Origin of the sequence: Streptomyces bathyalis (assembly GCF_015910445.1) — a bacterium.
Taxonomy (GTDB): domain Bacteria; phylum Actinomycetota; class Actinomycetes; order Streptomycetales; family Streptomycetaceae; genus Streptomyces; species Streptomyces bathyalis.
Window position 1 is genome coordinate 3,723,364 of the sequence record NZ_CP048882.1, and the last position, 19,914, is coordinate 3,743,277.

The following is a 19,914-nucleotide window of genomic DNA, read 5'->3' on the forward strand; positions in this document are numbered from 1 at the left end:
GGCTTCGACGCAGATTTCCGGTCGCGCTGCGCGGCTTGAGCGCGACCCCGGCTGATGATTCCTTGCAAGAGAGAGCGGCGTTTCACGTGAAACACGATGCACACTCGGGCACCGCACACCAGGACGACACACCGTAACGCATAGTCTTAAGAGCTTTTTTGGAGTAAACGGACATCCCTTTCGGCGGGACAGTCAGCGCTGGCGCCGTCCACCCCGTGCCGCACGTCCCCGTGCCTTCTGAGCCTTCGCCCTGCGCGCGGCGAAGCGCACTCCGCCGGGGCTCTCCCCGACCTCCGCGCGTACGACAGTCGAGAGTGGATCCACAACGCCGGTGCCAACCTGGACCACCGATGTGTCCACGACGCCGAGCTTGTGCAGGGCGTCGCGGGCACCCTTCAGCTCTTCCTCGGCGGTGTCGCCCTTGATCGCGAGCATCTCTCCGTACGGACGGAGCAACGGGATGCCCCAGCCCGCCAAGCGGTCCAGCGGTGCGACGGCCCGAGCGGTGACCACGTGCACGGGCTGGATCGCGCCGAGCATCTCCTCCGCGCGGCCGCGCGCGACCGACACATGCTCCAGCCCCAGAAGCTCGACGACCTCCTCGAGGAACGTCGTGCGCCGCAGCAGAGGCTCCAGCAGAGTGATGTCGAGATCCGGGCGTACGAGAGCCAGGGGGATTCCGGGCAGTCCCGCACCCGAACCCACGTCACAGACCGTCACGCCCTCCGGGACGATCTCCGAGAGGACCGCGCAGTTCAGGAGGTGCCGCTCCCACAGCCGGGGCACCTCCCGCGGGCCGATCAGGCCACGGCGCACGCCCACGTCCGCGAGCAGCTCCGCATAGCGCTCCACGTCCGGGAGGTACTCGCCGAAGAGTTTCCGTGCCGCCTCGGGCGCCGGTGCGAGCTTCGACAGCTCGCTGAATTCCGCCGGGCCACCCTCGGGCGGCCCGGCCTGCCCCACCGACCCGTCGGTCACGGCAGCACGACCACGCAGCGCTGCGGTTCCTCGCCCTCGGACTCGCTGCGCAGCCCCGCCGCCTTCACAGCGTCGTGGACGACCTTGCGCTCGAACGGAGTCATCGGCCGCAGCTTCACGGGCTCACCCGAGCCCTTCGCGTCCTGCGCCGCCTTGGCCCCCAGCTCCGCGAGCTCCTCGCGCTTGCGGGCCCGGAAGCCGGCGATGTCCAGCATCAGCCTGCTGCGGTCACCCGTCTCCCGGTGCACCGCGAGCCGAGTCAGCTCCTGCAGCGCCTCCAGGACCTCACCCTCACGGCCCACCAGCTTCTGAAGATCACGGCTGGAACCCTCGTTGATGATCGACACCGCGGCACGGTCGGCCTCGACGTCCATGTCGATATCACCGTCGAGGTCGGCGATGTCGAGCAGACCCTCGAGGTAGTCCGCCGCGATCTCGCCCTCCTGCTCCAGATGGGAGAGCGAGTCCCCCTCGTCCGAAGCAGTCGTGCCAGTGGTGTCCGTCGTCTCCGTCACGCCGTGGGCTCCTTCTCGCTACTTCTTGGAGGGGTGCTTGGGGCGCTGCGCTCCACCCTTGCGCTGCTGCCCCGACTTCTTCTGTCCCGACTTCTGTCCGGACTTCTGCCCGGGCTTCTTGGCCTGCTGGCTCGCTGCGGCCCCACCGGAGCCTCCCGCGGGAGCCTCGTCGCCGGCACCCTCCTTCTCCAGGGAAGCCGATCCGCCGGAGCCGGGCTTGGCCTGCTGGCGCTGGGACTTGCTCTGCCGCTTGGGCTGCTGACGCTTCGCGCGCGCCGCCTCCACGGCCTCCCGCGCCTCGACCTCCTTCGGGTCCTCCTTCAGCTTGCCCGCGGCCCGCAGCTTCTCCTGACGCTGCTTGAAGGCGAGGGAGCCCGGCGTCGGATTGCGCTTGATGACGAACATCTGCTGGCCGAGCGTCCAGACGTTGGTGGTCAGCCAGTAGATGAGAACACCCACGGGGAAGTTGATGCCGAAGACGGCGAACATGACCGGGAAGACGTACATCAGCATCTTCTGCTGCTGCATGAACGGCGTCTTCACCGTCAGGTCGACGTTCTTCGTCATCAGCTGGCGCTGCGTGTAGAACTGCGACGCCGACATCATGACGATCATGACGACCGTGACGACGCGCACATCCGTCAGAGCGGCACCCAGCTCGGCGACCTTATCCGCGCTGTCCAGGAACTTCGCTGCGATCGGCGCGCCGAAGACCGACGCGTTACGGGCGCTGTCCACCTGCTCCGCGGTGAGGACGCCCACGGGCCGGTTGTTCGCGATGTGGTTCAGCACCTGGAAGAGCGCGATGAAGAAGGGCGACTGCGCCAGGATCGGCAGACAGCTGGAGAGCGGGTTGGTCCCCGTCTCCTTGTACAGCTTCATCATCTCTTCGGACTGACGCTGCTTGTCGCTCTTGTAGCGCTCCTGGATCGCCTTCATCTTCGGCTGGAGCGCCTGCATGTTCCGGGTCGACTTGATCTGCTTCACGAAAAGCGGGATCAGGCAGATCCGGATCAGCACCACCAGGAAGAAGATGGACAGACCCCAGGCCCATCCGCTGCTCTGGGCGAAGACCAGGCTGAACAGCGAGTGGAACTGGACAATGATCCAGGAGACAGCGGTATAGAGAGGACTCAGGATCGTGTCCAGGAAGTTCATCAGGCTCCTTGGGCGTTGGACTGGGTCCGGTACTGCTGCCAGCGGTAACGCAGCCGCTGGTGCCAAACCGGATGCTTCCGGGCGGGGACGTGGTCGACGCCACCGGGGGACCAGGGATTACAGCGCAGGATGCGCCAGGCCGTGAGTGCCGTACCTTTCACGGCGCCGTGCCGCGCGATGGCCGCGTAGCCATAGTGAGAACACGACGGGTAGTACCGGCACACCGGCCCGAGCATCGGGCTGATGGTCCACTGATACAACTTGATCAACCACAGCAGGGGGTACTTCATGACGGAGGCCTTCCAAGCAGCCGCCCGAGAGCGGCGTCCAGGTCGCGCACCAACTCGTCATGGTCTGCTTCACCCGCGCCCGGCAACGCCCGTACGACAACCAGGCTACCTGGCGCCAACTCGTCCATTCGGTCGCGCACCAGATGCCGCAGCCGGCGCTTGACGCGGTTGCGCACGACCGCGTTCCCGACCGCCTTGCTCACGACGAAACCCGCACGCGCCGGGGGAGCGTCTCCCCCCGCCTCGTGCGGGTCCGATGAGTTGCTGTTGCTGCGAAGGTGGACGACGAGAAGCGGGCGACCCGCCCGGCGTCCTCGGCGTACCGCGGCCGCGAAGTCCTCGCGCCGCCTCAGCCGGTTCTCGGTAGGCAGCACGTCATGGACCGGTGGTCAGGCGCTCAAGCCGACAGACGGCCGCGACCCTTGCTGCGGCGGTTCGCGATGATCGCGCGGCCGGCGCGGGTACGCATGCGCAGCCGGAAGCCGTGGGTCTTCGCGCGGCGGCGGTTGTTCGGCTGGAAGGTGCGCTTGCTCACTCGGGGGCTCCAGGAAAGCTTCGTGTCCCACGGTGGTCGCGGGAGATGGGCGTGTGGCGTCGACAGGCTGTCACCGTGCGCCCACGAGTAGCTCGCAACGCCCGAGTGTGCACCGCTTCATGATCCGTGAAGAATCTCAAGGATCTTGCCCATCGGAGGCATGCGGCAGCAGCCATCGACAACTCGACCTCGTTACGGTACGCGGGGCTACGCCGTTCGGTCAAACCACAGAAGGCCCGTCACGAGGCCCCGCACGGGGCCCGCACGCCACTCGTGCACAGCCTGTGGACAACGACTTGAATGCAGCGCGTCGCCCTGACTACCGTGATTGAACTCCCATCCCTCCCGACCGTCCGCAGAACCACACATTCGTGGGATCTGGCCGGCTTCACCGAACCATCACATCCAGCGAGCGAGAGAAGCGTGACCTGTGGCTGACCTGCCTGCCGATCTTGCCGCAGTGTGGCCACGAGTGCTGGAACATCTCCTCTCGGACGGCCAGGGCGTCGAAGCCAAGGACCAGCGCTGGCTGCGCGAGGCCCAGCCGCTCGTCCTCGTGTCGGGCACGGCGCTCCTCGGCGTGCCGAACGAGTACGCGAAGGGTGTTCTGGAGGGCCGCCTCTCACCCGTGATCAGCGACGCTCTCAGCCGCGAGTGCCAGCAGCCCATCCGGCTCGCGATCACCGTGACGGGACCCGCGCCGGAGTCGTCAGCCCAGTCCGCGGCCACCGATGCGGCGGCCGCCGCCGCTGCCGCGGCCGGAGCGGATTCGCAGCACATCTCACCGTCCGTCCCGGCTCAGCACACGCCAGCCCCCCACGAGGGCTCCGGCCCGGCGAGCCAGGACCGCGGCGGCAGCGGCTATGACGGCGGCGGGTACGACAGCGGCGGATACGGGGGCAGCAGGTACGAGGGCTACGAGACCCGCGACCTGCCCAGCCCGCGCCCCGCCTACCCGGAATACCCGGAGGCGCCGCGTCAGACCGGCGCCTGGCCGCAACACCAGCGCGACCAGTACGCCCCCCAGAACCAGCAGACGCACCACGCGCAGCAGCAGACGCACCCCCAGCAGACACAGCAGCCGCACCAGCAGCAGCCGTACGAACAGCACTACGACCAGCACCGGGCGCCGCACCAGCAGCAGTACGAGCGGCCTCAGCCGTCGTACGAGTCCTACGAGCACCAGCGCCAGGCCCAGCAGCAACTGCCGCCACCGCAGGGCCAGATGCCGCAGGCGCAGGTGCCGCCACAGGGCCAGCCGCCCGCCCCGCGCTACGACGGCCCCTCACAACTGCCCGCGTCCAGCGGCGCTCCGGGGCCTCTCGCCGCGCAGCCCGCGCCGGCCACGGGGCCGGGCGAGCCGACGGCACGCCTGAACCCGAAGTACCTCTTCGACACCTTCGTCATCGGCGCGTCCAACCGCTTCGCGCACGCCGCGGCGGTCGCTGTCGCCGAGGCCCCGGCCAAGGCGTACAACCCGCTCTTCATCTACGGGGAGTCGGGCCTCGGCAAGACGCACCTGCTGCACGCGATCGGTCACTACGCCCGGAGCCTCTACCCGGGGACGCGGGTGCGCTATGTGAGCTCCGAGGAGTTCACCAACGAGTTCATCAACTCCATCCGCGACGGCAAGGCGGACGCGTTCCGCAAGCGCTACCGCGACATGGACATCCTGCTCGTGGACGACATCCAGTTCCTGGCCGACAAGGAGTCGACGCAGGAGGAGTTCTTCCACACCTTCAACACGCTGCACAACGCGAACAAGCAGATCGTGCTCTCCAGCGACCGCCCTCCGAAGGCGCTCGTCACGCTGGAGGACCGGCTCCGCAACCGCTTCGAGTGGGGCCTGATCACGGACGTGCAGCCGCCGGAGCTTGAGACGCGCATCGCGATCCTCCGCAAGAAGGCGGTGCAGGAGCAGCTGAACGCACCGCCCGAGGTGCTGGAGTTCATCGCGTCGCGGATCTCCCGCAACATCCGCGAACTCGAAGGCGCGCTCATCCGCGTCACCGCGTTCGCCTCGCTCAACAGGCAGCCCGTCGACCTCGGGCTGACCGAGATCGTCCTCAAGGACCTGATCCCCGGTGGTGAGGACGCGACCCCGGAGATCACCGCGTCGGCCATCATGGCGGCCACCGCCGACTACTTCGGCCTGACCGTCGACGACCTGTGCGGCTCCTCCCGCAGCCGCGTCCTCGTGACGGCCAGGCAGATCGCCATGTACCTGTGCCGCGAGCTCACGGACCTGTCACTGCCGAAGATCGGCAGCCAGTTCGGCGGCCGCGACCACACGACGGTCATGCATGCGGACCGGAAGATCCGGGCGCTCATGGCCGAGCGGCGCTCCATCTACAACCAGGTCACCGAGCTCACCAACCGCATCAAGAACGCCTGAGCACGCCGCTCGACCGCGGCGCTTCTCCACGAGCCCCCTGGGAGCCAACTCCTCGGGGGCTCTTCGCTGTTCGAATCCGACGGTGTGGGAGGGCATGCTCCACAGGCGGCGGGCGAACGAGGCGTCCACACCCTGTGGGCCGCAGAAGTTGTCCCGATCGCTTCCACAGAGAGGTCCGCTGTTCACCGATCCTTGGAGGTCACCGGGGTGTGGATTTGTGAGCAACTCCGATCCACAGGGTGTGGATCCGGAAGTGGCCATCGGGACGGGCGCGACCTCTGTCCACCGGCTGCCCACAGCCGACGCGGTCTTGTCCCCAGCTTCTCCACAGGCCTGTCCACTGTTCGGCAACTCAACGCGCCTGCTCACTGGTTCGAGTGAAAGGCGTCACACCGGACCCGGATCCGGCCTGTGGGAAAGGTGGGGAAAACTTCGGATCGCGCTGTGGGGAAGTCGCCCTGGGCTGTGAACCGGGTGTGCAGAACTTTCCGCTGTCCACAGAAACCGTCGTTCGTCCACTGGTCCCGCCCACAGGGACGGTGGACAGAATTCGCGCACTGAGCTGGGGAAACAGGGTTGTCCACGGTTTCCACAACCCCTACTACTACGACCACGGATATATAGCGCTGAATCTGTTTCGAAGTGGGGGCTGTGCACAACGTGCGCCGGACGCTTCCTACCCACCCCACAACGACTTGACCCACACCCGCGCCGACTGTCGGCGACGTGCGTCAGACTGGTCCCCGGCAACGAGCCGACCAGGACGAGCAGCAGGGCGAGTAGCCAGCAACAGCAGGAGGCGGCTGAAGGTGAAGATCCGGGTAGAGCGCGATGTACTCGCGGAGGCGGTGGCCTGGGCGGCGAAGAGCCTCCCTGCTCGTCCGCCCGTGCCTGTCCTTGCCGGCCTTCTCCTGAAGGCCGAGGACGGCTCCCTGAGCCTCTCCGGCTTCGACTACGAGGTCTCGGCCCGCGTCTCGGTCGAGGGCGAGGTCGAGGAGGAGGGCACGGTCCTCGTCTCCGGCCGTCTGCTCGCCGACATCTGCCGGTCGCTCCCCAACCGGCCCGTGGAGATTTCCACAGACGGTGTACGGGCGACGGTCTCCTGCGGCTCCTCCCGCTTCACCCTGCACACACTGCCTGTGGAGGAGTACCCGGCGCTCCCGGAGATGCCCACCGCCACCGGCACGGTGCCCGGCGAGGTGTTCGCCTCCGCCGTCGCCCAGGTCGCCATCGCCGCCGGCCGTGACGACACGCTTCCCGTGCTGACGGGTGTGCGGATCGAGATCGAGGGCGACACCGTCACGCTGGCCTCGACGGACCGGTACCGCTTCGCCGTCCGCGAGTTCCTGTGGAAGCCGGAAACGCCCGACGCCTCCTCGGTGGCGCTCGTACCGGCCAAGACGCTGCTGGACACGGCGAAGTCGCTGAGCGGCGGAGACAACGTCTCGCTGGCCCTGTCGGGTTCGGGTTCGGGCGAGGGCCTGATCGGCTTCGAGGGTGCGGGCCGACGTACGACGACCAGGCTGCTGGAGGGCGATCTGCCCAAGTACCGGACGCTGTTCCCCACGGAGTTCAACTCGGTCGCGGTGATCGAGACGGCGCCGTTCGTCGAGGCCGTCAAGCGCGTCGCCCTCGTCGCCGAGCGGAACACTCCCGTCAGGCTGAGCTTCGAGCAGGGGGTTCTGACTCTTGAGGCGGGCTCGAGCGACGATGCACAGGCTGTGGAGCGTGTGGACGCCGAGCTTGAGGGCGACGACGTCTCGATCGCCTTCAACCCCGGCTTCCTGCTCGAGGGTCTGAGCGCGATCGACTCCCCCGTCGCCCAGCTCTCGTTCACCACGTCGACGAAGCCGGCGCTGCTGAGCGGCAAGCCCGCGAAGGACGTCGAGGCGGACGACGCGTACAAGTACCTGATCATGCCCGTGCGGTTGTCGGGCTGAGGCTCCTTCCGGTGACCGGGCCGTCGCCCCTGGTCAGCAACGTCTGAGCGCCCCCTATCCACAGGTGTGCGCGCACCCTGTGGGCGTAGGCTCGGGCCGAGGTACGAATCGTGAAAGAAGGGGCACTGATGGAGCTCGGTCTCATCGGTCTCGGCAAGATGGGCGGCAACATGCGCGAGCGCATCCGCCGGGCCGGCCACACAGTCATCGGCTACGACCGCAATCCCGACGTCGCGGATGTGCGGACCGTCGAGGAGCTGGTGGCGAAGCTCGGGGGACCGCGCGTCGTGTGGGTGATGGTCCCTGCGGGCGATGCCACTCAGACGACCATCGACCAGCTGGCAGAGCTGCTCTCCCCCGGCGACGTCGTCGTCGACGGCGGCAACTCCCGCTGGACGGAGGACGAGCAGCACGCGGAGGAGCTCGCCGCCAAGGGCATCGGCTTCGTGGACTGCGGTGTCTCCGGTGGCGTGTGGGGCCTGGAGAACGGCTATGCGCTGATGTACGGCGGCGACGCCGAACACGTCGCCCGCGTGCAGCCCGTCTTCGACGCCCTCAAGCCAGAGGGCGAGTTCGGTGCCGTACACGCGGGCAAGGTCGGTGCGGGCCACTTCGCGAAGATGGTCCACAACGGCATCGAGTACGCGATGATGCAAGCCTTCGCCGAGGGCTGGGAGCTGCTGGAGGCCGTCGACTCGGTCACCGACGTGCGCGAGGTCTTCCGCTCCTGGCAGCAGGGCACCGTCATCCGTTCCTGGCTGCTGGATCTCGCGGTCAAGGCGCTGGATTCGGACGAGCACCTGGCCGAACTGCGAGGCTACGCCGCCGATTCGGGCGAGGGGCGCTGGACGGTCGACGCGGCGATCGACCACGCGGTGCCGCTGCCGGCGATCACGGCGTCGCTCTTCGCCCGCTTCTCGTCCCGGCAGAAGGACTCGCCGCAGATGAAGATGGTGGCCGCTCTGCGGAATCAGTTCGGCGGGCACGCGGTCTCGGCGAGCGGTGCCCATGTGGACGGTGACACTCCGGGCGCCGATGTCCTTCCGCCTGTGGGTGGTTGACGGTTCCGATGCACGTCACGCATCTGTCGCTCGCCGACTTCCGCTCGTACGCCCGGGCCGAGGTGTCTCTCGGTCCGGGCGTGACGACGTTCGTCGGGCCGAACGGGCAGGGCAAGACGAACCTGGTGGAGGCCGTCGGCTATCTCGCGTCGCTCGGCAGCCACCGGGTCTCGTCGGACGCCCCGCTGGTGCGGATGGGTGCGCAGCGTGCCGTCGTGCGTGCGGTTGTGCGGCAGGGGGACCGGCAGCAGCTGGTCGAGCTGGAGCTGAACCCCGGGAAGGCCAACCGTGCGCGGATCAACAGGTCCTCGCAGGTCAAGCCGCGTGACGTGCTGGGCATCGTGCGGACGGTGCTGTTCGCGCCGGAGGATCTGTCGCTGGTGAAGGGCGACCCGGGTGAACGCCGCGGATTCCTCGACGAGTTGGTGACCGCGCGTTCGCCGCGCATGGCCGGGGTGCGTTCCGACTACGACCGGGTGCTCAAGCAGCGCAATTCGCTGCTGAAGTCGGCGGTGATGGCGCGGCGGCACGGCGGTCGCGATGTGGACACCTCGACGCTCGACGTGTGGGACGAGCATCTGGCCCGTGTGGGCGCCGAGTTGCTGGCGCGGCGGCTGGAGCTGATATCGGCGCTGCGGCCGCTGGCGGACAAGGCGTACGAGCGTCTGGCGCCCGGCGGTGGTCCGGTGGGCCTGGAGTACAAGGGCGCCCCGGCGGACGGCAGCCGCGGCGGCGTTGACGGAGAGGGCGGCTCCGCCGTCTCCCCCGCGGAGCTGTACGAGGGGCTGCTGGGGGCTCTGCGGGAGTCGCGCCGCGCGGAGATGGAGCGCGGCGTGACGCTGGTGGGCCCGCACCGGGACGATCTGGTGCTGAAGTTGGGCGAGCTGCCGGCCAAGGGGTATGCGAGCCATGGCGAGTCGTGGTCGCTCGCCCTGTCGTTGCGGCTGGCTTCGTACGAGCTGCTCAAGAGCGAGGGCAACGAGCCGGTGCTGGTCCTCGACGACGTCTTCGCGGAGCTGGACGTGCAACGGCGTGCGCGGCTGGCGGAGTTGGTGGCGCCCGGCGAGCAGGTCCTGGTGACGGCGGCGGTGCCGGACGACGTGCCGGAGGTGCTGGCGGGTGCGCGGTTCGCGGTCTCCGGCGGGGAGGTCGTGGCGGAATGAGCGACGAGTCGTCTCCGGAGACCTCGTCCGAGCAGGCACGGGGACCGGCCGATGCGCAGGTGCCGCCGGGTGCGGAGCGTCCACAGCCCCCTGAGCCGACGGGTGTGGATCTCGCGCGAGTGGCGCTGCGTGCGGCGAAGGAGCAGGCGCGGGCGCGCGGTGCGGCGGCGCAGCAGAAGAAGGATGTGCGGCGCGGGCGGGTCCCGCGTTCGGGCGCGGGCCGTGACGGGCGTGACCCGCTGTCGTTGGGGTCTGCGGTGCGGGGGTTGATCACGGAGCGGGGCTGGGAGGTTCCGGCCGCGGTGGGCGGCGTGATGGGCCGCTGGCCGCAGCTGGTCGGGCCGGAGGTGGCCCAGCACTGCGAGCCGCAGCGGTTCGACGAGGAGGAGCGGGTGCTGACGGTGCGCTGTGATTCCACGGCCTGGGCGACGCAGTTGCGGCTGCTGGCGCCGAGGCTCGTCGCGCGTCTGAACGAGGACCTCGGTGAGGGGACGGTGGCGTTCCTGAAGGTGCGTGGCCCGCAGGCGCCGGGTACGCGCAGTGGTCCTCTGCGTGCACCGGGTAGCAAGGGACCAGGGGACACCTACGGGTGATTGGTGACGGCGCTCACGGTGATGGAGCGTTGACAGCCCGAAGCGCTGAGCGCCCCTGTGAGCGTTCTGGCCCCCCGGTGTGCATATGGGGAGTCGCCGGACGCCAGTTCAGGTCGGCACATGCGGACTCAGGCACCGGCAAACGCCCATTCGCGCCGCCGCCACCGGTACACTGGTGGAGAACCGCTCCGTAGCGGAACATGTCGAACGACGCAGCCGCTCCACTGATCCTGGAGGCGGCCTGTGCTGTGCCAGAAAGGGCGCTTCGTGGCCGATTCCGGCGATCTCAACGAGTACGAGAACAACTCCACTGACACCGGTGCCGCGCTCGTCGACGGTGCGGGCGCGGAGGTCCCCCGGTGGGTCCACCGGTGTCGCCGGTGTCCGCGGTTGCGGAGCCGTCGTACGACGCGAGCGCGATCACGGTTCTCGAGGGCCTGGAGGCGGTGCGCAAGCGCCCCGGCATGTACATCGGGTCGACCGGTGAGCGTGGTCTGCATCACCTGGTCCAGGAGGTCGTGGACAACGCGGTCGATGAGGCCATGGCGGGCCACGCGGACACGATCAAGGTGACGCTGCTCGGTGACGGCGGGGTGCGGGTCGTCGACAACGGCCGCGGGATCCCGGTGGGCATCGTGCCGTCCGAGGGCAAGCCGGCGGTGGAGGTCGTCCTGACCGTGCTGCACGCGGGCGGCAAGTTCGGGGGCGGCGGCTACGCGGTGTCCGGTGGTCTGCACGGCGTCGGCGTCTCCGTGGTGAACGCGCTGTCGCAGCGTCTGGCGGTGGAGATCCAGTGCGACGGCTACCGCTGGACGCAGGACTACAAGCTGGGTGTCCCCACGGCTCCGCTGAAGCGCAACGAGGCCACGGACGAGACGGGTACGACCGTGACGTTCTGGGCGGACCCGGAGGTCTTCGAGAGCACGGAGTACTCGTTCGAGACGCTCTCGCGCCGTTTCCAGGAGATGGCGTTCCTCAACAAGGGCCTGACCATCGAGCTGACGGACGAGCGTCCCGAGCATGTGGACGAGGACGGCAACCAGCTCTCCGTCCGCTACCACTACGAGGGCGGCATCTCCGACTTCGTGCGCTATCTCAACTCCCGCAAGGGCGAGTTGGTGCACCCGACCGTGATCGACGTGGAGGCCGAGGACAAGGAGCGTCTGCTCTCGGTCGAGATTGCGATGCAGTGGAACAACCAGTACAGCGAGGGTGTGTACTCCTTCGCCAATACGATCCACACGCATGAGGGCGGTACGCACGAGGAGGGTTTCCGTGCGGCGCTGACGGGTCTGATCAACCGGTACGCGCGTGACAAGCGTCTGCTGCGCGACAAGGACGACAACCTCACGGGTGAGGACATCAGGGAGGGCTTGACGGCGATCATCTCCGTCAAGCTGGGTGAGCCGCAGTTCGAGGGCCAGACGAAGACGAAGCTGGGCAACACGGAGGCGAAGACCTTCGTCCAGAAGATCACCCACGAGCACCTGAGCGACTGGCTGGACCGCAATCCGAACGAGGCCGCGGACATCATCCGCAAGGGCATCCAGGCGGCGACGGCGCGCGTGGCGGCGCGCAAGGCGCGGGACCTCACCCGCCGCAAGGGCCTGTTGGAGACGGCGTCACTGCCGGGCAAGCTGAGCGACTGCCAGTCGAACGACCCGGCGAAGTGCGAGATCTTCATCGTGGAGGGCGACTCGGCCGGCGGTTCGGCCAAGTCCGGCCGCAACCCGGAGTTCCAGGCGATCCTCCCGATCCGCGGCAAGATCCTCAACGTCGAGAAGGCCCGGATCGACAAGGTGCTGCAGAACGCGGAGGTGCAGGCGCTGATCTCGGCGTTCGGCACCGGCATCCACGAGGACTTCGACATCGCGAGGCTGCGCTACCAGAAGATCATTCTGATGGCCGACGCCGATGTCGACGGCCAGCACATCAACACGCTTCTGCTGACGCTGCTGTTCCGCTTCATGCGTCCGCTGGTCGAGGCGGGGCACGTCTTCCTCTCGCAGCCGCCGCTGTACAAGATCAAGTGGGGTCGCGACGAGCACCAGTACGCCTACTCCGACCGCGAGCGCGACAGCCTCATCCAGCTCGGCCGTGAACAGGGCAAGCGGATCAAGGACGACTCGATCCAGCGGTTCAAGGGTCTGGGCGAGATGAACGCCGAGGAGCTGCGCATCACCACGATGGACTCCGATCACCGGGTGCTGCGCCAGGTGACGCTGGACGATGCCGCGGCTGCGGACGACCTGTTCTCGATCCTCATGGGCGAGGACGTGGAAGCCAGGCGCTCGTTCATTCAGCGCAACGCCAAGGACGTCCGCTTCCTGGACATTTGAGCCTCGACATCTGAGCCGGTCGCCCGCCGTAGCGCCCGCAGGCAGGTATTCCGTCGCGCACCACACACTGAAGGACTTGAGCTGAGCAATGGCCGACGAGATTTCCCCCACCCCTGAGACCCCTGAGGGCGACGGCGTCGAGCCGGTGGTCGCCGGCGACCCCGCTCCGGTGCAGATCGAGGGCGCGGCCTCGCGCGTCGATCCCGTGAGCCTCGAGACCGAGATGCAGCGCTCGTATCTCGACTACGCGATGAGCGTGATCGTCTCTCGTGCGCTGCCGGACATCCGTGACGGTCTGAAGCCGGTGCACAGGCGCGTGCTGTACGCGATGTACGACGGCGGTTACCGGCCGGAGAAGGGCTTCTACAAATGCGCCCGCGTCGTCGGCGACGTGATGGGCACGTACCACCCGCACGGCGACTCCTCGATCTATGACGCGCTCGTGCGCCTCGCCCAGACCTGGTCGATGCGCATGCCGCTGGTGGACTCGAACGGCAACTTCGGTTCGCCGGGCAACGACCCGGCGGCGGCCATGCGGTACACCGAGTGCAAGATGACGCAGCTGTCGATGGAGATGCTGCGGGACATCGACGAGCAGACGGTCGACTTCCAGGACAACTACGACGGTCGCAACCAGGAGCCGACGGTTCTGCCGGCGCGCTTCCCGAACCTGCTGATCAACGGCAGTGCGGGCATCGCGGTCGGCATGGCGACGAACATCCCGCCGCACAACCTTCGTGAGGTCGCCTCCGGCGCTCAGTGGTACCTGGAGCACCCGGACGCCTCCAACGAGGAACTGCTTGATGCGCTCATGGAGCGCATCAAGGGCCCGGACTTCCCGACGGGCGCGCTGATCGTCGGACGCAAGGGCATCGAGGATGCCTACCGCACCGGGCGCGGCTCGATCCCGATGCGCGCGGTGGTGGAGGTCGAGGAGCTGCAGGGCCGCCAGTGCCTGGTGGTCACCGAGCTTCCGTATCAGGTCAATCCGGACAATCTCGCGCTGAAGATCGCCGAGTTGGTGAAGGACGGCCGGGTCGGCGGCATCGCGGACGTGCGGGACGAGACGTCCTCGCGTACGGGCCAGCGGCTGGTGATCGTCCTCAAGCGGGACGCTGTCGCGAAGGTCGTGCTGAACAACCTCTACAAGCACACCGACCTGCAGACGAACTTCGGCGCGAACATGCTGGCCCTGGTGGAGGGCGTGCCGCGCACGCTGTCGCTGGACGCCTTCATCCGGCACTGGGTGACGCACCAGATCGACGTCATCGTCCGCAGGACGCGTTTCCGGCTGCGCAAGGCCGAGGAGCGGGCCCACATTCTGCGCGGTCTGCTGAAGGCGCTCGACGCGATCGACGAGGTCATCGCGCTGATCCGGCGCAGCCAGACCGTCGAGGACGCGCGCGGCGGCCTGATGGGCCTGCTGGAGATCGACGAGATCCAGGCCAACGCGATCCTTGAGATGCAGCTGCGGCGACTGGCCGCCCTGGAGCGTCAGAAGATCACCGCCGAGCACGACGAACTGCAGGCGAAGATCGATGAGTACAAGGCGATCCTGGCCTCGCCCGACCGTCAGCGGCAGATCATCGGTGAGGAACTCACCGCGGTGGTCGAGAAGTTCGGTGACGAGCGCCGCACGACGGTGATCCCCTTCGAGGGTGACATGTCCATCGAGGACCTGATCGCGGAGGAGGACATCGTCGTCACGATCACGCGTGGCGGCTATGTGAAGCGGACGAAGACGGGCGACTACCGGGCGCAGAAGCGCGGCGGCAAGGGCGTGCGGGGCACGAAGCTCAAAGAGGACGACATCGTCGACCACTTCTTCGTCTCGACGACGCACCACTGGCTGCTGTTCTTCACGAACAAGGGCCGTGTCTACCGTGCGAAGGCGTACGAACTGCCCGATGCGGGGCGGGACGCGCGCGGTCAGCACGTCGCGAACCTGCTGGCGTTCCAGCCGGACGAGAAGATCGCGGAGATGATCGCGATCCGGGACTACGAGGCGGTGCCGTATCTGGTGCTGGCCACCAAGTCGGGCCTGGTGAAGAAGACTCCGCTGAAGGACTACGACTCCCCGCGTTCCGGGGGTGTCATCGCGATCAACCTGCGGCAGATGGAGGACGGACGCGACGACGAGCTGATCGGCGCGGAACTGGTCTCTCCCGAGGACGATCTGCTGCTGGTGAGCCGCAAGGCCCAGTCGATCCGCTTCACCGCGACCGACGAGGCGCTGAGGCCCATGGGACGTGCGACTTCTGGTGTGAAGGGCATGAGTTTCCGTGAAGGTGACGAACTGCTCTCGATGAACGTCGTTCGTGCGGGTACGTTCGTTTTCACCGCCACGGACGGCGGGTATGCGAAGCGGACCAATGTCGACGACTACCGCGTGCAAGGCCGCGGCGGTTTGGGCATCAAGGCCGCCAAGATCGTGGAGGACCGCGGTTCGCTGGTCGGAGCGCTGGTGGTGGAGGAGAGCGACGAGATCCTCGCCATCACGCTCGGTGGCGGTGTGATTCGTACACGTGTGAGTGGGGTCAGGGAGACGGGCCGTGACACGATGGGCGTCCAACTGATCAACCTGGGCAAGCGGGACGCGGTGGTCGGTGTTGCTCGTAACGCCGAGGCCGGTCGCGAGGCCGAGGAAGTGGAGGCGGCTGTCGAACCCGGCGGGTTGCTGGGTGAGGAGCCGGCCGCCACGTCGAGCGAGCCGGACGACGAGGAGTAACGCGTGAGTGGTGCTCAGCCGCAGCCCCATGCGCATCAGGAGGCCGAGCCGCGACAGCAGCCGCCGCAGGAGTCGCAGCCCCTGCCTCAGGCGCAGCCGCACCGTCCGCCGCAGGCGTACCCGGCCCCGCCGGTGAATCCGCCGACGGCGGGGACGAACGCGGGCACGGCTGCGGGGCCGGCGGCCGGCGGGCAGCACCACGGTTCGGGCACCGACACGGAGACCGGCACCGCTCTCGGTCTGGGTGGGTCCGCGAGCACCGTTCGCAAGCCCCGCACCGGGGCCCGCACGGTGCCGCGCACCCGCAAGGCGAGGCTGCGCGTGGCCAAGGCCGACCCGTGGTCGGTGATGAAGGTCAGCTTCCTGCTGTCGATAGCGCTGGGCGTGTGCACCATCGTGGCGGTGGCGGTGCTGTGGATGGTGATGAACGCGATGGGCGTCTTCTCCGCCATCTCCGGCACGGTCAGCCAGGCGACGCAGTCCGGCGACGGCGGTTTCGACGTGGAGTCGTTCCTGTCGCTGCCGCGGGTGCTGCTGTTCACGTCGGTGATCGCCGCGATCGACGTGGTGCTGGCCACGGCTCTGGCGACGCTGGGTGCCTTCATCTACAACCTGTCCGCGGGCTTCGTCGGAGGCGTCGAGGTCACGCTCGCCGAGGACGAGTGAGCAGCGGGATCGGGCCTCTGAACGGATTTGGGCACGTGGGTGAAGTGCGCTAACCTTTCGGTGCAGCGAGGGGCTATAGCTCAGATGGTTAGAGCGCATCCCTGATAAGGATGAGGCCACAGGTTCAAGTCCTGTTAGCCCCACAAGCGTTGAAGCCCCCAACCATGAGTGGTCGGGGGCTTTTGACATCTCTGGCTGCCCAGGCGAGCAGTGAGCCGCGCGTGTGCCGGGCGAGCAGGGGGTCGCTGCCGCACGATCCGCCGGAACGTGAGGGTCCGCGGTTCGTGCTCCCCGGCTTCCCGGCGATCCGCAGAGTTTTCCTGACTCCCCGGCGCCTGACCTACACAGGGGAGCGGTCGTCCTGAGCGCGAGTCCGTGAAGGACGCTGATGACGGCCGACGAGGCCAGACGGCGGTTCGCAACCGCGGATATCAGCGAGAGCCCCCGCATCGTGCTCTCTGCGGGCCTGCGCCGACCGCGCCGACGACGGTCCCCCGCGACCAGCGGTTCCGTTTGCGGCTTGACCCGGTGTGCGCGGGGCCGTGCGTGCGAACATGGTTGTTTCAGCGGGTGTTGCCGGTGTCGGGCGGGGGCGGTTGTGCAGGCTCGGGCTGTGTTGCGGTGGCTGGCGGCGGTGGCCGGCTCGACCATGGGTTTCCTCGTCGTGTCGGTTCCCTGGGCTCTGCTGTCCGAGGGCGGTGATGACCCGTGGGACGTGATCGGTCCGGTGGCGGGCGTGGTCGCCGCGGGGGTTCTCGCCGCGCTGGGTTCGTGGGCGTCCCAGGCCGGTGCGTCACCGCCTGGCGGCTCTGCGGTTCGCCGGGTGCGGCAGTCCGCGCGAGGCAGGGGCAGCGTGACGCAGACGGGCGGCGATCACGGTGCGGGTTCCGCGGCCCGGCGACGGCCGGGGCGGGAGGACGTGCGGCAGAAGGCGCGCGGTGGTGGGGACATCGATCAGGTGGGCGGCGACCGCGCCTGAACTGGGGGACCGGCAGCAGTGGAGAGTTCGGGGAAACGCCGCACACGGCAGAGCGCGCACGCGGGACGTGACGTCGTTCAGGGCGCCGGTGACGTGCATGTGCACATCCCGCCAGCGCCGAGGCCGGAGGTGGAGTGGCCGGTGCGGGTGGGGAGGGTTCCGCCGCTTGCCGCCGCCTTCCAGCCACGCACCGCCACCCGGGACTCGGTTGCCCGGGCCCGCGCCGGTGGTGGGGTGGTCCTCTCACAAGTGCTCACGGGGGATGGCGGCGTCGGCAAGAGCCAACTCGCGGCCTCACTCGCACGAGAGGCGCGCGACGAGGAACGACCGGAAGGCCAGGAGCTGGATCTGCTGGTGTGGGTGAACGCCACCGAGCCCGACCAGATCATCGCCGCCTACGCGGAGACCGCCGCGAAGTTGCAGCTTCCGGGCAGCACATCGGAGGACAGCGCCGCTGCGGCGCAGGTGTTCCTGGGATGGCTGGCGTCCACCTCTCGGCGGTGGCTCGTCGTCCTGGACGACATCACTGACCCGGAAGCGGCGAACGCGTGGTGGCCGGACGGCAACCACAACGGCTGGGTCCTGGCCACAACCCGACGCCGTGACGCCCTGCTCAGCGGCCAGGGCCGTCAACTCCTCGACGTGGACCTCTACTCCCCGGAGGAGGCCCGCTCCTATCTGCGCGGCCGCCTCACCGACGCCGGCCACCCCCACCTCTACGACCCGGATGACGCTGACCAACTCGCCGCGGAACTCGGCCATTTGCCCCTCGCACTCGGCCACGCCGCCGCCTACGTGATCAACAAACGGCGCACCGTCGGCGACTACTTGACGCTCTTCCGCGACGCCGGCAACCGGGTGGGCGACCTGCTCCCGCCCACGGCCGACACCGAGGGCTACGGACGCCCCGTCACCACCGCACTCCTGCTCTCCCTCACCGAGGTACAGGCCACCGACACCAGCCGGCTGGCGCGGCCGCTGCTGGAGCTCGTCTCCCTCCTGGACCCCCTTGGCCACCCCGCCGAGCTGTGGACCACACCCCCCGCGATGCGGTACCTGCGCACGGCACGCCCCGGCCACCGCCGCCGTCTGCGCCGGCACCACCCGCCGGTGACCGAGCAGGAGATCCACGACGCCCTGGACGTCCTGCGCACCTATGCGCTCATCGCCCAGGACACCGCCGAAGCGCCCATCCGCATCCATGCGCTGACCGCCCGCGCCGTGCGCGAGACCATCCCGGCCGGCAACCTGCCCGCAACCGCCGAGGCCGCGGCAGACGCACTCCTGCATCTCTGGCCCGACCTCGACCACCACGACAGGGAGCTCTCGGCAGACCTGCGTGCCAGCACCGTGCAACTCGACCAGCACACCCGCCCGGTCCTGTGGCAGCCAACGACCCACCAGTGCATTCACCGCGTCAGCAGCAGTCTCAGGGCGGCCGGCCTCTACAACCAGGCACTTGAGTACGACCGGAGGACGGTCGAGCGCAGCATCGAGCTACATGGTCCCGACGACCCTGACACCCTCCTGGCCCGCGTCAACCTCTCCCACTCCTACCGTGAAGCCGGACGCGTCCAGGATGCGCTCGACCAGTGCGAGAAGTTGCTGGCCGACTACGAGCGGCTGTTCGGTGACGATCACCCGTACGCCCTCGTCGCCCGTAACAATCTCGCCCTTTCCTACGGCGACGCGGGACGGGTCCAGGACGCCCTCGAAGTCCGTGAGCGGGTGCTGGCCGACCGCGAGCGGCTGCTCGGTGAGGACCACCTCCACACGCTTTCGGCTCGGAACAACCTCGCCCTGTCGTACAGCGACGCCGGGCGCGTCCAGGATGCGCTCGACCTGTGTGAGCGGGTGCTGGCCGACTACGAGCGGCTGCTCGGTGAGGACCACCCCTATACCCTCGACGCCCGCGGCAACCTCGCGCTCTCCTACGGTGCGGCCGGGCGCACTCGGGAGGCCGTCGATCTGTGTGAGCGGGTGCTGGCCGATCGCGAGCGGCTGTTCGGTGAGGACCACCCGGACACCCTTTCCGCCCGCAACAACCTCGTCGGCTCCTACCGTGGCGCCGGACGCGTCCAAGATGCCCTGGATGTGTGCGAGAGGTTGCTGGCCGATCGCGAGCGGCTGCTCGTCGACGACCACCCCGACACCCTTTCTGTCCGCAACAACCTCGCCAACTGCTACGGCGACGCCGGACGGGTCCAGGACGCCCTCGAAATCCGTGAGCGGGTGCTGGCCGACTACGAGCGGCTGCTCGGCGACGAACACCCCAACACCCTTATCGCCCGCAACAATCTCGCCCTCTCCTACGGCGACGCCGGGCGCACCCGGGAGGCCGTCGACCTGTGTGAGCGGGTGCTGGCCGATCGCGAGCGACTGCTCGGTGAGGACCACCCGGACACCATTTCCACCCGTAACAACCTCGCCCTGTTGCGCAATGACGCGCGAGCCGTGCCTCAGCCCGATACGGCAGCCGCAGGAGACTCCACCGACCAACCAGTCACCCCGGGGCTGCCGGAACAACCGTTGTGACCACCGTCAGCGGCTCCTTCCTCAGGTCTTGAGCACGAG

General features: G+C 68.4%; 15 protein-coding genes, 1 tRNA gene and 1 pseudogene. 11 read left to right on the forward strand and 6 right to left on the reverse strand.

The window, feature by feature from the left end:
* Window positions 1-192 precede the first annotated feature (192 nt).
* The 6 genes from rsmG to rpmH are packed head-to-tail and all read right to left on the reverse strand — an operon-like array spanning window position 193 to window position 3,476.
* Window positions 193-915, reverse strand: a complete 723-nt coding sequence (gene rsmG / locus G4Z16_RS16190) for a 16S rRNA (guanine(527)-N(7))-methyltransferase RsmG (protein ID WP_425508169.1) — start codon at window positions 913-915, stop codon at window positions 193-195.
* Window positions 916-974: 59 nt separating this feature from the next.
* Window positions 975-1,493: a Jag family protein gene (locus tag G4Z16_RS16195; RefSeq protein ID WP_197351485.1), complete on the reverse strand. Its 519-nt coding sequence runs from the start codon at window positions 1,491-1,493 to the stop codon at window positions 975-977.
* A gap of 18 nt (window positions 1,494-1,511) precedes the next feature.
* Window positions 1,512-2,642 (reverse strand): membrane protein insertase YidC, encoded by a 1,131-nt coding sequence (yidC, locus tag G4Z16_RS16200; protein ID WP_197354650.1) that lies wholly within the window; start codon window positions 2,640-2,642, stop codon window positions 1,512-1,514.
* An 8-nt stretch (window positions 2,643-2,650) separates the two neighbouring features.
* Complete coding sequence (gene yidD / locus G4Z16_RS16205) at window positions 2,651-2,941, reverse strand: membrane protein insertion efficiency factor YidD (RefSeq protein WP_028438355.1); 291 nt, start codon at window positions 2,939-2,941, stop codon at window positions 2,651-2,653.
* The gene (gene rnpA / locus G4Z16_RS16210) at window positions 2,938-3,315 is read right to left on the reverse strand and encodes a ribonuclease P protein component (RefSeq protein ID WP_197351486.1); all 378 of its coding nucleotides are present in this window, start codon (window positions 3,313-3,315) and stop codon (window positions 2,938-2,940) included. Before rnpA ends, yidD begins: the two co-directional genes overlap by 4 nt.
* Window positions 3,316-3,338: 23 nt before the next feature.
* Window positions 3,339-3,476, reverse strand: coding sequence for a 50S ribosomal protein L34 (rpmH, locus tag G4Z16_RS16215; protein ID WP_028438354.1), 138 nt, complete (start codon window positions 3,474-3,476; stop codon window positions 3,339-3,341).
* A 430-nt stretch (window positions 3,477-3,906) separates the two neighbouring features.
* On the opposite strand from rpmH, the gene dnaA reads away from it, so the two are divergent.
* From dnaA to G4Z16_RS16270, 11 genes and pseudogenes are all read left to right on the forward strand, one after another.
* Window positions 3,907-5,871 (forward strand): chromosomal replication initiator protein DnaA, encoded by a 1,965-nt coding sequence (gene dnaA / locus G4Z16_RS16220; RefSeq protein WP_197351487.1) that lies wholly within the window; start codon window positions 3,907-3,909, stop codon window positions 5,869-5,871.
* Window positions 5,872-6,680: 809 nt separating this feature from the next.
* On the forward strand, window positions 6,681-7,811 hold the full coding sequence (dnaN, locus tag G4Z16_RS16225) for a DNA polymerase III subunit beta (RefSeq protein ID WP_028438352.1): 1,131 nt from the start codon (window positions 6,681-6,683) through the stop codon (window positions 7,809-7,811).
* A 128-nt stretch (window positions 7,812-7,939) separates the two neighbouring features.
* Complete coding sequence (gnd, locus tag G4Z16_RS16230) at window positions 7,940-8,872, forward strand: phosphogluconate dehydrogenase (NAD(+)-dependent, decarboxylating) (protein ID WP_197351488.1); 933 nt, start codon at window positions 7,940-7,942, stop codon at window positions 8,870-8,872.
* A gap of 8 nt (window positions 8,873-8,880) precedes the next feature.
* Window positions 8,881-10,035: a DNA replication/repair protein RecF gene (gene recF / locus G4Z16_RS16235; protein ID WP_197351489.1), complete on the forward strand. Its 1,155-nt coding sequence runs from the start codon at window positions 8,881-8,883 to the stop codon at window positions 10,033-10,035.
* A complete protein-coding gene (locus tag G4Z16_RS16240) occupies window positions 10,032-10,628 on the forward strand; it encodes a DciA family protein (protein ID WP_197351490.1) in 597 nt (198 codons plus the stop codon). Before recF ends, G4Z16_RS16240 begins: the two co-directional genes overlap by 4 nt.
* 243 nt (window positions 10,629-10,871) lie before the next feature.
* Window positions 10,872-12,967 (forward strand): annotated as a pseudogene (gene gyrB, locus G4Z16_RS16245) (DNA topoisomerase (ATP-hydrolyzing) subunit B).
* A gap of 88 nt (window positions 12,968-13,055) precedes the next feature.
* Window positions 13,056-15,695: a DNA gyrase subunit A gene (gene gyrA / locus G4Z16_RS16250; protein WP_197351492.1), complete on the forward strand. Its 2,640-nt coding sequence runs from the start codon at window positions 13,056-13,058 to the stop codon at window positions 15,693-15,695.
* A gap of 3 nt (window positions 15,696-15,698) precedes the next feature.
* The gene (locus G4Z16_RS16255; RefSeq protein WP_197351493.1) at window positions 15,699-16,361 is read left to right on the forward strand and encodes a DUF3566 domain-containing protein; all 663 of its coding nucleotides are present in this window, start codon (window positions 15,699-15,701) and stop codon (window positions 16,359-16,361) included.
* Between the two features lie 69 nt (window positions 16,362-16,430).
* Window positions 16,431-16,504: transfer RNA gene (locus G4Z16_RS16260), tRNA-Ile, on the forward strand.
* Window positions 16,505-16,974: 470 nt separating this feature from the next.
* The gene (locus G4Z16_RS16265) at window positions 16,975-17,340 is read left to right on the forward strand and encodes a hypothetical protein (RefSeq protein WP_197351494.1); all 366 of its coding nucleotides are present in this window, start codon (window positions 16,975-16,977) and stop codon (window positions 17,338-17,340) included.
* A gap of 234 nt (window positions 17,341-17,574) precedes the next feature.
* On the forward strand, window positions 17,575-19,875 hold the full coding sequence (locus tag G4Z16_RS16270) for a tetratricopeptide repeat protein (protein WP_197351495.1): 2,301 nt from the start codon (window positions 17,575-17,577) through the stop codon (window positions 19,873-19,875).
* Window positions 19,876-19,914: the final 39 nt, after the last annotated feature.